The 14504-nt window shown below is 41.1% G+C and carries 16 protein-coding genes; 12 read left to right on the top strand and 4 right to left on the bottom strand.

Annotated features, from left to right (window positions below; all coding sequences use genetic code 11):
* Positions 1-14 precede the first annotated feature (14 nt).
* The 4 genes from OXB_RS04840 (at position 15) to OXB_RS04825 (ending at position 6187) form a co-directional block, all read left to right on the top strand.
* Entirely contained in the window at positions 15-1007 is a 993-nt protein-coding gene (locus OXB_RS04840; RefSeq protein ID WP_041072342.1) for a virulence RhuM family protein, read from the top strand.
* A 79-nt stretch (positions 1008-1086) separates the two neighbouring features.
* Positions 1087-2307: a restriction endonuclease subunit S gene (locus tag OXB_RS17870; RefSeq protein WP_052483875.1), complete on the top strand. Its 1221-nt coding sequence runs from the start codon at positions 1087-1089 to the stop codon at positions 2305-2307.
* 40 nt (positions 2308-2347) lie between these two features.
* Positions 2348-5449, top strand: a complete 3102-nt coding sequence (locus OXB_RS04830; RefSeq protein WP_041072341.1) for a type I restriction endonuclease subunit R — start codon at positions 2348-2350, stop codon at positions 5447-5449.
* A 15-nt stretch (positions 5450-5464) separates the two neighbouring features.
* The gene (locus OXB_RS04825; RefSeq protein WP_041072339.1) at positions 5465-6187 is read left to right on the top strand and encodes a M48 family metallopeptidase; all 723 of its coding nucleotides are present in this window, start codon (positions 5465-5467) and stop codon (positions 6185-6187) included.
* 86 nt (positions 6188-6273) lie between these two features.
* On the opposite strand, the gene OXB_RS19185 is transcribed toward OXB_RS04825, so the two are convergent.
* Entirely contained in the window at positions 6274-6564 is a 291-nt protein-coding gene (locus tag OXB_RS19185) for a hypothetical protein (protein WP_231860363.1), read from the bottom strand.
* Between the two features lie 39 nt (positions 6565-6603).
* The gene (locus OXB_RS19180; protein WP_231860362.1) at positions 6604-6774 is read right to left on the bottom strand and encodes a hypothetical protein; all 171 of its coding nucleotides are present in this window, start codon (positions 6772-6774) and stop codon (positions 6604-6606) included.
* Between the two features lie 118 nt (positions 6775-6892).
* Between OXB_RS19180 and OXB_RS04815 the strand changes: the two genes are divergently transcribed.
* From OXB_RS04815 to OXB_RS04790, 6 genes are all read left to right on the top strand, one after another.
* Positions 6893-8086 carry a DUF3800 domain-containing protein gene (locus OXB_RS04815; RefSeq protein WP_041072337.1) on the top strand — a complete coding sequence of 398 codons (1194 nt, stop codon included), beginning with the start codon at positions 6893-6895 and terminating at the stop codon, positions 8084-8086.
* A 379-nt stretch (positions 8087-8465) separates the two neighbouring features.
* Positions 8466-8654 carry a hypothetical protein gene (locus OXB_RS04810; protein WP_041072166.1) on the top strand — a complete coding sequence of 63 codons (189 nt, stop codon included), beginning with the start codon at positions 8466-8468 and terminating at the stop codon, positions 8652-8654.
* Positions 8651-9004: an IS66 family insertion sequence element accessory protein TnpB gene (tnpB, locus tag OXB_RS04805; protein WP_041072164.1), complete on the top strand. Its 354-nt coding sequence runs from the start codon at positions 8651-8653 to the stop codon at positions 9002-9004. The genes OXB_RS04810 and tnpB overlap by 4 nt, the downstream gene beginning before the upstream one ends.
* 73 nt (positions 9005-9077) lie before the next feature.
* Complete coding sequence (tnpC, locus tag OXB_RS04800; protein WP_041072162.1) at positions 9078-10637, top strand: IS66 family transposase; 1560 nt, start codon at positions 9078-9080, stop codon at positions 10635-10637.
* A gap of 51 nt (positions 10638-10688) precedes the next feature.
* Positions 10689-10994, top strand: coding sequence for a diguanylate cyclase domain-containing protein (locus OXB_RS04795; RefSeq protein ID WP_041072335.1), 306 nt, complete (start codon positions 10689-10691; stop codon positions 10992-10994).
* A gap of 132 nt (positions 10995-11126) precedes the next feature.
* On the top strand, positions 11127-12173 hold the full coding sequence (locus tag OXB_RS04790) for an ankyrin repeat domain-containing protein (protein ID WP_041072333.1): 1047 nt from the start codon (positions 11127-11129) through the stop codon (positions 12171-12173).
* A 204-nt stretch (positions 12174-12377) separates the two neighbouring features.
* On the opposite strand, the gene hepT is transcribed toward OXB_RS04790, so the two are convergent.
* Both hepT and mntA read right to left on the bottom strand, forming a co-directional pair.
* Positions 12378-12788, bottom strand: a complete 411-nt coding sequence (gene hepT, locus OXB_RS04785) for a type VII toxin-antitoxin system HepT family RNase toxin (protein WP_041072331.1) — start codon at positions 12786-12788, stop codon at positions 12378-12380.
* Positions 12778-13185: a type VII toxin-antitoxin system MntA family adenylyltransferase antitoxin gene (mntA, locus tag OXB_RS04780; protein WP_041072329.1), complete on the bottom strand. Its 408-nt coding sequence runs from the start codon at positions 13183-13185 to the stop codon at positions 12778-12780. The genes hepT and mntA overlap by 11 nt, the downstream gene beginning before the upstream one ends.
* Positions 13186-13337: 152 nt before the next feature.
* Here mntA and OXB_RS04775 point away from each other — a divergent pair, with 152 nt between their 5' ends.
* Together OXB_RS04775 and OXB_RS04770 are read left to right on the top strand one after the other, a co-directional pair.
* A complete protein-coding gene (locus OXB_RS04775) occupies positions 13338-13694 on the top strand; it encodes a nucleotide excision repair endonuclease (RefSeq protein ID WP_041072327.1) in 357 nt (118 codons plus the stop codon).
* A 213-nt stretch (positions 13695-13907) separates the two neighbouring features.
* Positions 13908-14399 (top strand): PaaI family thioesterase, encoded by a 492-nt coding sequence (locus tag OXB_RS04770; protein WP_041072325.1) that lies wholly within the window; start codon positions 13908-13910, stop codon positions 14397-14399.
* The last annotated feature ends 105 nt before the right edge of the window (positions 14400-14504 follow it).

Here is a 14504-nt window from a genome sequence, read left to right as displayed (position 1 = left end):
GGGTGATTGACTCGATGGAAAACGAGACAAATTTCTTAATGTATCAGACAGAAGACGGTGAAACAAAAATTAACGTCCGTTTGGAAAATGAAACGGTTTGGATGACGCAGAAAGCAATGGCAGAACTATTTCAGACAACGTCCCAGAATATTACGCTTCATATAAAAAACATTTACGAAGAGGCGGAGTTATTGGAGAACTCAACTTGTAAGGAATACTTACAAGTTCGAGTTGAGGGTTCACGGGAAGTTCAAAGAAAGGTTAAACATTATAATCTTGAGATGATTATAGCAATTGGCTACCGTGTGCGTTCACACCGTGGTACACAATTCCGTCAATGGGCAACGGAGAGATTGAACGAATATCTTGTAAAGGGCTTCACCATGGATGATGAGCGTTTAAAAGAGATTCGTAATCTGGGACAAGATTATTTTGATGAGCTTCTTAAACGTATTAAAGATATTCGTGCGTCTGAGAAACGATTTTACAACAAGATTACGGATATCTATGCCACTTCAGTTGACTATGATCCAAATGTGCAGATGACGAGGGAGTTTTTTGCCACGGTTCAAAATAAATTACACTTTGCTATTCATGGTCATACGGCTCCTGAACTCATTAAACTTCGTGCCGATGCCTCCAAAGAAAATATGGGATTGACGACTTGGAAAGGCGATAAAGTTAGAAAAGAAGATGTCACCGTTGCGAAAAACTATTTGTTAGAAGATGAAATGGAAGATCTGAATCACATTGTTACCATGTATTTGGACTATGCTGAAACGCAAGCAAAGCGAAAAAGGCCAATGTACATGAAAGACTGGATCGCAAGGTTAGATGCGTTTTTAGAATTTAATGAGCATGAAATTCTTGATAATGCAGGAACAGTTAGCAGAAAAGTGGCGGATCAGTTGGCGAAAGAACAATATGATATTTTCCATCAACAACGATTGGCAGATCCTCCAAAGGATGACTTTGATAAGTTTTTGGAACGGAAAAGGTTGAAATAGAAATTGGACACCATTTTGTTGGAGTCGACAAAATGGCAGTCCATTATTTTATGGGAATTTAAATTGAGAGGTGAAGGTTGTGAATGAATGTGTTCCAAATGGTTGGGGGAAATTTAAGCTAAAAGAAATTTTGAAAAGAGTTAGGAACCCTGTAGAGGTCAAGGAAGATGCAGTGTACAGAGAGATTGGAATTCGCTCTCATGGGAAAGGCATCTTTCATAAAGAAGAGATTACTGGAGAGAAGTTAGGCAACAAATCAGTGTTTTGGGTTGAACCCAATTGCTTCATCGTCAATATCGTTTTTGCATGGGAGTTGGCTGTTGCAAAGACTACGAGCTATGAATCTGGATTTATCGCTTCGCATCGATTTCCAATGTATCAAGCAAAGGAAGGTAAATCTAATGTAGATTTCATCACTTACTTTTTTAACACCTCAAAGGGTAAGTATTTATTAAACTTGGCATCGCCTGGAGGAGCAGGTAGAAACAAAACATTAGGCCAAGGTGACTTTTTGGAATTGGAGGTTATGATACCGAAAGATGTGGATGAACAACTAAAAATCGCCTCAATCCTCTCCACTTGGGACAAGGCAATCGAGCTGAAGGAAAAGCTCGTTGAGCAGAAGAAAGAGCAGAAAAAAGGGCTTATGCAGAAGTTGCTAACGGGTGAAGTGCGGTTACTTGGGTTTGATGGTAAATGGAAAAAAGCCAAATTAGGGGATTTGGGGAAATCGTACAATGGACTTTCGGGAAAAAAGGCTGAGGATTTTGGAAAAGGAAAGCCGTATATACCTTATAAAACAATTTTTGCTGACTCAAAAATAGATTTGAAATTAATGGATTTTGTAGCCTTGGACAAAGGAGAAAAACAAAATACTGCTAAATACGGTGATATATTCTTCACCACTTCGTCTGAAACACGAAATGAAGTTGCAATGAGTTCAGTATTATTAGATGAGGTTAATGAGGTATATCTGAATAGTTTTTGCTTCGGTTATCGTTTGAACAATTTTGATTTTTTAATACCCGAATTTGCTCGGTTTTTGTTTAGAAGTCGTAATTTCAGAAGTCAGGTATTCAAGTTAGCTCAAGGTTCAACACGATTTAATATATCTAAAAACGAAGTAATGAAGATTTCAGTACAGCTTCCGTCTGTTGAAGAACAAAAAGAAATAGCGTTAATATTAAATAAAGCCGATAAGGAAGTTAAACTTCTTGAAAAACAAGTAAAAGAAATGAAGGAACAGAAAAATGGTTTAATGCAAAATCTACTTACAGGGAAAATTCGAGTAAAGGTTTGATACTTTACTCTTTTCCTTGAGAGATACGGAGGTGTGAAAAGTGCCAAGGGAAGAGTTATTTGATGAACGATACATAAGCCAACAACCCGCAATTGAAGTGTTACAAGGATTAGGATATGGGACTATTAATCCAATTGAAGCAGAAGCAATGCGAGGGAATCTCTATGAAGTTCTGCTGAAAACAGTATTGGAACAGAAACTTCGGGAATTAAACAGCTATGAATATAAAGGTGTTTCTTATCAATTCAGTGAAACAAATATCCAACAAGCTATTCGTGATTTGGATGAAGCTTTGACGGATGGGCTTGTGAAGACGAATGAGAAGATTTTTGAGACTTTGCTGTTAGGGCGTAGCTATACGGAATTCTTACCTGATGGCTCCAAAAAATCGTTTACGATACAGTTTGTCGATTGGGACAATGTTGAAAACAATGATTTTCATGTCGTTGAGGAATTTTCGATTGAAAGGCAAGATGGCAAAGGAACGATCCGTCCAGATATCGTCTTGTTTGTGAATGGGATTCCTTTTGGCGTGATTGAATGTAAGAAGGCTTCTATTTCCATGCAACAAGGCATTAGCCAAATGATTCGCAATCAGGGGAAGGATTATGCCCCCCAGTTATTCAAGTATGTGCAGATTGTCATGTCAACGAACAAAAATGCAACCCAGTACGCTACATGTAACACACCGAAGAAATTCTGGTCAATTTGGAAAGAAGAACAAGAAGAATGGTTGCAAGGATGGTTGGTTAAAACGGTTCATGGTCGCCTGCCGACGATGCAGGATAAAAACATTATCTCGTTATTCCATCCTGAACGTTTGCTTGAACTAACGCAGTTTTTCACGCTATTTGATAAAGATGTGAAGAAAGTGACCCGCTACCAGCAATACTTTGCTATAAAGGAAATTTTGAAAACAATTGAGATCCGAGATGAAAATGGCAATCGGCAATCAGGTGTCATTTGGCATACACAAGGTTCGGGGAAAAGTTTAACAATGGTCATGCTTGCGAAGTATGTGCTTTCGGAGTTAAAAGAATTTAACCCTCAGGTAATCGTTGTCACTGACCGTGTTGAACTGGACAAGCAAATCCATAGCACGTTTAATCATACAAGGCTTAAAGCAAGTCGTGCGACAAAGGGAAGCCACCTTGTTGAACTGATTAACGATGGAAATGTTGATATTGTCACGACACTTGTCCATAAATTTGATACGGCCGCAACGATACAGAAACCAATTGAATCAAAAGATATTTTCATTCTCGTTGATGAATCGCACCGCTCACAGTACGGTGAGCTTCACATCAAAATGAAAAAAGTGTTCCCGAATGCATGTTATCTTGGATTTACAGGGACACCTCTCATGAAAAAAGAAAAAAGTACGATGATCAAATTCGGGAAGCTTATCCATACCTATACAATTGCGGATGGTGTTAAAGATAAAGCAATTGTTCCTCTTTTATATGAAGGGAAAATGGTCGATCAAACGGTTAATCAAAAGGCAATTGATAGTCGGTTGGAAATGATTACTCGTCATTTGAATGACGAACAAAAACAAGAAGTGATGAAGAAGTGGAGCCACTTTGAACGAATTGCTTCTTCAAATCAGCGGATTACCATGATCGCTTTTGATATTAATCAGCATTTCTTGAATAACTATAAGACGCAAGGCAGTCAGTTCAAAGGAATGTTGGCGACGAATAGTAAAATTGAAGCCATACGATACTTAGAAGCTTTTGAAGACCTCGAAGACTTGAACTGTGCCGTAGTCATTTCACCACCCGATCAGCGGGAAGGACATGATTCCGTTGACGGGGAGTCGAAAGACAAAATTCAGGCCTATTGGAAAAAGATGATGGATCGTTACGGTACGCCTGAAGTATATGAAGATGCCATTAAAGAAGAATTCATTCATGGAGATGACATTGATCTTTTAATTGTCGTTGATAAGCTCCTAACAGGCTTTGACGCACCAAGAGCAACGGTTTTGTATATAGATAAGCCCATGAAGGAACACACGCTTCTACAAGCTATTGCAAGGGTCAATCGCCTGTATGAAGGAAAAGATTATGGGTTAATTATCGACTATCGTGGATTGCTTGAAAAGTTGGATGAGGCACTTGAAATGTATTCGGGGGCGGGGCTTGAAAACTTTGATCCGAATGATTTAAAAGGGGCGATTTACGATGTGATTAGTATTATCGGTCAGCTTCGTCAAACGCATTCCGATTTGTTGCAAATGTTTACATCCATTCGTAATAAGAGGGATATTGAAGAATATGAAGTATCCCTTGAGGATGAAGAACGTCGAAATGCATTTTATGATGTCCTTAGTAAATTCGGACGAAATGTCGGTATTGCATTGGAGTCGGAGAAAGTGTACAATGCCCTTCCACCTGAAGAGCTTCAAACATACAAAAAGGATTTGAAGTTCTATCAAGAGCTTCGAAAAAGTGTCAAGCTCCGTTATTCCGATACGATTGACCATAAGGAATACGAAGCGAAAATGCAGAAGTTGATGGATAACTATATTTCAGCAGAAGAAGTTATTCGTATTACGAATCCCGTTGACATTCTCAATGAAAAACAATTTGAAGAAGAAATTGAGCGCCTTGGCTCAAAACGTGCAAAAGCAGATGCCATTCGGACACGCTTAACGAAAAGTGTCAATACGAAATGGGATGAAAACCCTGCTTACTACAAACGTTTTTCCGAACGAATTCAAGAAGCGATTCAGGCATATAAGGACAAGCGGATTTCGGAAGCCGAGTATTTAAATTTGATGAAAAGCATTATGGAAGAGTACCGTCGTGGGGAACCTACCGATGATTACCCTGGTGTTATTAAGGAAAATACCAATGCACAAGCTTTTTATGGCGTGACAAAGGATCTTCTTAGCGAAGTACATGAAAATACCGTCAGTTACGACACAATGGGTGAGCTGGCTTTGAAAATGGATGAGATCATTCGTGAATATACAAAGAGGGATTGGCACGATAATTTAGAAGTGCATAATCGGATTGCTCAGGAATTGGACGACTTATTATATGACTTTTCTAAGGAACATCAAGTAGATATTAACTTGGATCAGGCAGATAAGATCATTGAGCAAATTAAAACGGTAGCACTTAGACGTTATTAAGGACGTGAACAACAAATGGAAATGCACCAAGTCCAATATGGATCAAAGTGGATAGAATTCGAACTGGAAAGAAAAAACGTCAAGAACGTCAATCTAAATATCAAACCAGATATGACTATAACTGTTTCTGCAAATGATGCTGTTCCCCTTAACTTTATCTATGATTTTGTCAAAGGAAAGGGACCTTGGATTACGAAACAAGTGAAGCAGTTTGAAGAGGTTCAACCCTATCAGCAAAGTGATCGTGAGTATGTAAGTGGTGAGTCATTTAAGTATCTTGGCAAGCAGTACCGTTTAAAGGTACAGGAAGCGGAAGAGGAAGTAGTAAAATATTTTAGGGGTTTTATTTACTTAATTGTGAAAGACCGACATAACGTCGGCAGGAAAGCAAAACTAATGGACGAGTGGTATCGTGAAAAGGCAAATCGTACATTTCAGCAACTTTTGGATAAGTTGTACCCGCTTGTTGAAAAGTACGGTGTTGAAAAGCCTATCATTGACATGCGAGTCATGAAGGCACGTTGGGGTTCCGCTTTGGTCGAATCAAACACCATTTTACTTAATTCGGAGCTAATTAAAGCCCCAAAACACTGTATTGAATACGTCATCCTGCACGAAATGATACACTTTAAATACAACAACCACAGCGACAGCTTCTACAACATGCTCTATGCCCTTATGCCCGACTGGGAAAGAAGGAAGGCAATTTTGGACGAAGAGATTGTGAAGGAGCTATAAACAGCCAAGTCTACACAACCAGATAAACACAACAAAAGGCAGTTCCTACAGTATTTTTGCGGTACAGGACTGCCTTTTTTGTATAGTTATTTAGTTTGTGAAAGGTATTGATCTACAAAACTCAGCAGAAGTTGGGCGATAATATCTTGGATTTTTAGGTGGGGAAGATGCTCATCACATGTTTTTACAAACTGCTTGTAGAGATCGTCTGAAATGCGGAAGTTTTTCGTGGCAATTTTGGAGGAAGGGTGAAAAATACGCTTGTCCAGCAGGAAGTCATTATTGTCCTTATGTCGCTCAATCAATGACTGTAGAACGGTAAAATTGGCTTTCAAATAGGCTAACTCATCGTCTTTCGTTGGCTGAACATTAGTCAATTGATTCTCATTCCGAACGAACTTGTAGTATTGATTGTCTCATTTGATATAGACATAATCATCCTCCTGCATCAGTTTGGTAAAGGTTGAGTATTTCATTCCAAGATCATCCGCCACCTTTTGTAAATCAGAACCTTCCTTTTTGAGTAGGCCGTTGACGATTTTTACCCGTTGTTTGCTACTCATTGTAGGGAAATTGTCTTTGTTCATCGGTACACCTCCTTGTGATTATAGTTGATATATTATAAGGGAATCAAAATGAAATATTCATATATGCCTATCAATAGAATTTTTGCTTGTTTTACTAAACTTTGAACGGAGTGGTAATATGGGTGAAATGGAAAGATTGGTCGCAGAAATTGAAGAGGAACTTATGGAGGAAGAGGATAATCCTGAGGAAGAAATAGATGAGGCTAAGGAAGAGGAAAGAAGAAAAAAAGCCGTAGCACTTTGGCAAGCAGTGCAAAGTGGGGAAGTGAAAAATGTAAGCCAAAAGGTGGCATCAATATTAAATCGCTTCGACGAAACAAGAAATTCAGATGTTGCTTTAATGTTAAGATATTGGGAAATATTCGAGGGACATTCTGGTTCAAGTGTAACGCATAAAAAGTTATTTGAATACGAACGTTTAACTACAATTGCAAGGGCCAGAGCGAAAATCCAAAATGAATTCAAACTTTTTTTGCCAACGGATAATAAAATAAGACAGAAACGTAGAGATTTGGCAAAAATAGAGAGTGAGTTTCAAATTGCTACAAAACCAGAATTACCTTCCATAAGTATCTATGCGGATGAAACAGGGAAGACAGATGACTACTTAATTGTAGGAGGGTTTTGGATTTTAGACCCAGGGCGAGAAGGAAAATTGAAAGTACACTTAATGGATTGGTTGCATGAAGCTAAAGAAAAGTATTCCACTTTACCCAAAGAGTTCCATTTTACGAAGTTGAAGAATGATGGTTCGGATATCGAAGTTTATAAAGCCTTTTTCGATAAAATTATTGGAAGCGGGGATATGATTAGTTTTAAAGCGATAGGGGTCAACAAAAGAAAGTTAGGTAGGGACCTTCAGAAAGGGTTGTTGGAGGAATTATTCTATCAGTTGCTTCGAATGGGAATAAATCACGAAGTAGAAACAGGGAGAATTTCGTTTCCTAAACAAATTAGCTATATAAAAGATAAGGAAGGTAATGAAAGCCGATTCCACATTGAGCAGATATCCCAAAAAATATCTGATAGTTTAAAAGCCAATTATGAAGATAATTTAAAATTGAACTCATACGTTCCAATGGAATCGGAACTGGAGAGGTTTTTGCAAGTTGCAGATTTATTTTCAGCAAGCATAAATCGTATATACAACTACCAACCTAAAAATCCCAATAGGAATGCAAAAGATATATTAGCTGAATATATATTGCAATTACTTGATCTGCAAGTCCATCAATTTGATGCGGAGGACTTTAAAGAAATAAATGAAATTCAGTCTGAAAGTGACATGGCTGTACTGTATTTATTTGACTAAAAAAAGAGAGGAGTTCCTCTCTTTTTATTATCGGTTTTTAAACCTTCGTTACCTTTAAATCACCACGGGGAACCGTATCACAAATAGGGGCAAAGTTATTGTAGGTAAGGTGGTAATTCTTATCCGAAGCGGGTGTTGAAATTGAAATCGGATTCTTGCCGTAAGCCTTTACTATTTTGGGTTATTGATGAAACAAAATAGAAAAGCCAGAAGGACTACATCGAATCCTTCTGGCTTTTTCGGTCACTCGGCTGGAGACGATCTCATCAAGACAAGCTGCGAAATCAATCGTAAGTAAGCCCCCAATCAAACAACGCATATTTTTACAAAGCATCTTCTAGTATGATCAAGGTATCAACTTGAAGGAGGTGCTTTCCCCATGCCACAAAAACCTTTGACCATCGTCCCCGTTACACTGTATCCCGCATCAAATGACAGCCTACCGGCCGTTTCTTCCAAGTCCCCCGGCTCATGTACCGTCCATTTCGGTCATGCCGAAGTCACCTTCCAGAATGGTGTGGAGGATCGCCTCATCCAGACCGTCATAAGGGAGCTGATCAACCGATGAGGCAGGACTACACCCAAGTCCAAAATATCTATATCATTTGCGGGAAGACCGATATGCGAAAAGGGATTGATGGATTGGCTACACTGATCCAAGATTCCTTCGAGCTGGATCCCTATAGCGATTCCATCTTCCTGTTCGCCGGTTGGAAGAAGGACCGATACAAATGTCTGTATTTCGACGGCGACGGCTTCGCGATGCTGTATAAGCGGCTGGACAGCGGAAAGCTTCAATGGCCAAGAAATGAACAGGAAGTAAAGAATCTGACCCAGCAGGAGCTTCGCTGGCTGCTCGAAGGTTTGTCCATTCAACAGCCGAAAGCGATTCAGCCATCGCTGAAAGGCGCGTTCTAATATTCATCTTTCATCCGCTCCTCGAACCCGTTATAATAGAAGAAATAAAACGGAACGGAAAGTGGTGAGCGATATGGCAAACGAATCTTCAACCGAAAAGGTCATTCAATTATTGGAGGAGCAATTGGCCGTTTCGAATCAGCAGAACCAAAAGCTCAGCCGCCAGATTGAATCGCTCACCCAACAAGTGCAGAATCTGACCAAGCTTTTGTACGGATCCAAGACGGAGAAATCCAAATACAATGCGCCCGACGGGCAAGGATCCCTGTTTGAGGATGATTCGTCTTTTCCTGACTCTGAGCACACAGAGGAACAAAGCCAACAGACGATTTCCTACACTGTTGTCCGGAAAGCCCAACGGAAAAAGCGGAATGATATTCTGCGGGAAGACATCGAAACGGAAGTCATCCATCATCATCCGGAACACACCGAATGCGCCTGCTGCCATCGTCAAATGACGGAGATCGGTGGGACCATTGTGCGGGAAGAAGCCCTATTCATCCCGGCGACAATGAAAAAAGTACAGCATATGGAACACGCCTATGAATGTATCCACTGTAAAAACGATGTATCCCTACCTGCACAAATCGTCCGCGGCAAGGCGCCTCAGCCGGCCATTCAACGGAGCATCGCAGGTCCCAGCGTATTGGCCAAAGCCATCTACGATAAATTCATCCAATACCTGCCCCTTTACCGGCAGGTAAAGGAATGGGAACGCTACGGACTGATGACCAACGACAAGAACCTGTCCAATTGGGTGATCTCCGTAGCGGATAAATGGTTGTCGCCTATATACGAGCGGATGAAAGATCTGTTGACGTGCAAAAACGTTCTTCATGTCGATGAAACATACGCTCAAGTCATTCTCAGGTCGGATGGGAAATCTGGTCAGTCGAAAGCCTATAATTGGGTGTGTCGGACTGTACCGAGTCAAGGACCTGTCATGGTCCTTTTTCAGAGTTCCCTATCTCGTTCTCGTGAAGTGCTCAAAAACTTCATTCAGGGATACAAAGGGACCATCATTTGTGATGGTTATTCTGCTTATGGCAATCTGGAAGGTATTACATTCTCCCACTGTTGGGCACACGTGCGCCGGTATTGGCTCAAGGCCGACAGCAAGAATGGCCGAATGGGCGTGGAGTATTGCGACCGCCTTTATCATCTGGAGCGGAAGTTCAGGAATTTGCCTCCGGGCAAACGACGAAAGGCGCGGAACAAGCACTCCAAACCAATTGTCGAGGAATTCCTTCAGTGGGTAGAGCAATCTCCTTTCTATGGGAAAAGTGCGCTTGCGACAGCAGCGGAGTATACACTGAACCGGGCGGAAGGGCTACGGGCATTCCTGAAGGACGGCCGGCTCGAGATCGACAACAATCCCGCTGAGAATGCCATCCGACCGAACGTCATCGGACGTAAAAATTGGTTATTCTCCGTGAGTGAAGCGGGTGCGCAAGCGAATGCCATCTGCCTATCTCTTGCCGAAACAGCGAAGATCCATGGAATTGATTTTTACACCTATCTGCAAAAGCTGTTTACTGAGCTACCGAATTTGAACTTTCAGCAGGACCCCGACCTGTTGGACAATTATTTGCCTTGGTCAAAGACCATCCGTCTTTCATGCGGAAGAAAATAGCCCTGCATTCGAAAAAACTCGAATGCCAGGGCTATTTGTGCTGTGCGCCTCATGGGCGTTCTTTTTATATTTCGGGCTTACAATCGTAATATTGAATCCGGCGATGTGCTATTCCGAATGGGCGGTGACGAATTTATCATCGTTTTCTTTGGGAAAAATAAAGAGAAAGTGGAAGCGACATGGATGGATATTGCACGAGAGTTTCATCGTTTTAATCTGTCGGGGGAAAAGACCTATGAACTTTCAGCAAGCCATGGAATCGCCTATTATGAGCCCGGCATGCTGACCACTGTAGAGGAAATCCTGGAAGTGGCAGATCGAACAATGTACGAAGAGAAAATTTCAATGCGGGGATAACTTCCCGCTTAACTCAGTACTTGCTCATTAATGAAAATGCCATTTGCCAGGCATTTTCATTTCTTTTATTTTTAAAAGGGGTGTACTTGCCCGGTGGCGGTCTGTTTGTTCTTAATAGAGGAAGGTGGACTTATGAATAACCTTGAAGATTTAGTAGAAGCTATTATCAATGAGCCAATGTTACAGGAAAAAACGTATACGTACTTCATTTCAGGGACTGAGAACTCGTTTACGAGCGGATATTTTACAATCGTTGAAAATGAAGCTTCATATGATGGAGACATTGCGGTTGCTCTCTTTAACAAGTATGTCGATACGATTCAGACTTTAATGCGGGGACAAGGCATCCTTTGTATCAAAGCAGATGCGGGTGCATTGGTTGACCATGGCGTGGTGAAAGATATAAATCCTGAGTTATTTGATGCGGATCTCTTTGAGCTGCTCAATTTCCAAAGATATAATTTGGAGCCCGCGGAGGAGGAAAGAAAGGAGGTCTTGCGGGAATCATTAAAAGCTGAAAAAATTAAACAAACATTAGTTTTTGCTTGCTATCTGAATGACATCGAGCGGATTAGGGAACTCGTCCCCAATGCGAAAAAGTCCCAGTTGGACAAGGTTTTGAAATATAGCGGTACGCCGCTGCAATTTTGTAGTAAGCACGATAATGTAGAGGCATTTCAACTGCTTGCTGAAGAGGGGGCAAATGTCGGGAAGCGCGCTTTGGCCCAAACGCCTCTCGAAATCGCATTTCAATATTCCAGTGATATCGTGAATTATATCCATTCTCATTTTCCGGATGTTTACGAGAAAGAGGTAAAAAAGAAAGGTTTTGGGATTGCCCTTCGTTGTCAGGATGAAGCGCTGCTGGAAGACATTCTAAAAATGGGCTGCGACTTGAATCAGGAAGGAAAACCGTTCCCTCCGCTGCATAGCTTTGCGGACGCCAATAATGTGGTCGGCATCAAATTTCTTCTAGAACACGGGGCTGCGATTGAAGGTAGAAATCAGTATAAACAAACGGTTCTGCACAGGGCGATCCAAACCCAAAATGCTGCCGCTGTGGAAATACTATTACATTATGGTGCAGACATTCATGCTGAAGATCACACCGGGAAGACAGCAAGGAAGTTGGCGCAAACCTGTGAAAATGATGATATTCTTTCTATTTTGCAGATCTAATACGGATGAACGAAAGGCTGTTCTCACAAATGATGGGAATATTGAAGTATGTCATCATTTACAGAAAGGTTTAGACTATCTTTTAGACAATAATCAAACCCTAAAAAGCCTATTCAAGAATGCCCTTCTCTCTTGAATAGGCATAATTCGTCTCTGCCTCTGTCCATTGCAAGAGGTTGGAGAATCATGAGTTTTTCTGAGATCTCAATTTTCCAACTGCAAAATCACCTTCGTAAACGCCTTAAAATCATTAATATGCTTGTCTAAAATTGCTTGTAAAATATCGGGCTTTAGTGCTTGGTAGTCATGGACAGCAATATTTCGAAATCCGACCATATTCATTAATGTTTTTGCAAGTGAAGAATCAATTATTTTTGCCTCTTCAAGGAATTGAAATGCTTCCCGGCTCGCTTTTGGCACACCAAGTTTTTTCTCGCTTACTACGTGCATCGCAAGGTCGATACTTGCTTCGCAGGCGCGTTGAATGTTTAAAACGATGCTGTCCTGCTTTGTGAAATCGGATAAATTCTCAGGCTTGTCTTCGTACACTTCCTGAATCCTTTTCACACAACGTTCAATCGTTGTTACTTTATTCAAAATAACATCATTCATCAAACACACTTCCTCGTTTCTTAATCGCCTCAAGAATGGGTGCGCGCTGCTCGTTCAATGTCGCATACATGCTGTACGCTTTCATCCTTTGCCGGATGTATTCACCCTCGTCTTGGATGTAAATAGGTGTTCCTTGCTCAAAAATTTGCATGGTGAATACCGTATCGATTTCTCGAATATTGACAACATCCACCTCCCGCCCGCAAATGAGGGCAAGCTCTCCTGCAAGGATGAACTGATCATAAGACGATAGCTGCTTGTCGCTGAAATAAGCGAGATCTACGTCACTTTCCTCATGTACGGTCCCTTTTGCGAAAGAACCAAAAAGGATGATAAAATCAGGATTCACCTGTTGTTTTAATTTTTCTATAAGTTGTTCTTTAATGTCATTGCTTAGCATGCAATCACCACCTTAATTTGTATTATAAACTTTAATCAGAAAAACAGCACTTACCTCCCACTTCGCTTAAGTGGGCAACCGCATCACAATTAAGTAAGTATCCCATTTCAAGGTATGATAAGATTTAGGAAGAAATTGAAGGAGGAACGTCATTGATAAACATAACCATTCCAGATCCATCGGTCACTATAACGAAACGGGACGACCCGGAAGAAAGCGGTATGTACGGGTTTCCGGATTTCCATTCGATTCCCCGGGACAAAGGCGGCATTTTCATGTTCTATAATAAAAACCAGGACCTCTTATTCGTCGGGAAAGCAAGGAAGCTCAGACCGAGAATTAAAAAACATTTTGAGGATACGGTATCCCCGATTAAAAATCACCGGGATGAAGTCACCAAAATTGAGGCGTATGTTGTGGAAGACCCGGTCCATCGGGAAATTTACGAAACGTATCTAATCAATGAGCTCAAGTCGAAATATAATATAGACAAGGCATTTTTCAGGTAAGGAGCAGCATGCAGTCCTGTTGCCAGACACTCACGACTAGCTGTGAGTGTTTTTTTATTTCTAATGGAAATTCTCCATTCAATTCAGAGTAAATATTCTAACTTTTGTTGAAAAAAAGAAAACACCAAGTTATACTTTAGACATCGTAGTGATTGAGCGCTCGCTCGAGAGTTGATTGATGGTCTATTTACGAGACTTTAAGGAGGTCGACAAATGGAAAAACGAGCTGTAGAAACAGCAATTCAAGATATTTATCCGGATGACTTCGCTCATTGCTATGGATGTGGCCGACTGAATGAAGAGGGCCACCACCTGCGGACTGGCTGGGATGGAGACAAGACGGTCACCTACTTTGCGCCGGATTCAAAATACTCGGGAGGGATTCCAGGATTCATCTATGGGGGCTTAATCGCCTCTTTCATTGATTGCCATGGATCAGGATCTGCCGCGCTAGCGTTGCACCGTAAAAACGGGAACGAAATTGGCGACGGGTCCGAACCACCACGATTTGTCACGGCTTCCCTCAATGTGGAATACTTGAAACCGACTCCTCAAGGGGTTCTGTTAAAAGCCGTAGGAACTGTCGAAGAAATCCACCCGAAAAGATGGAAGGTCGAGACCGAAATGTACGCTGAGGACACCCTCTGCGCCCGAGGGACAGTAGAGCTTGTCATCATGCCTAGCACCTTTCGGAAAAAGGACTAATAATACCCTGTACGAAACAGGTTAATCTGATAAAGGTTAACTTGTTTTTTAGTTTACTCATGTTCGTTTTTTTGACATTGAACTGTAAGTCATTTCTAGGATGGG

Source organism: Bacillus sp. OxB-1 (genome assembly GCF_000829195.1).
Classification (GTDB): Bacteria; Bacillota; Bacilli; order Bacillales_A; family Planococcaceae; genus Sporosarcina.
Note: the sequence above shows the minus strand (reverse complement) of the source record. Positions and strands in the feature narration are given on the sequence as shown.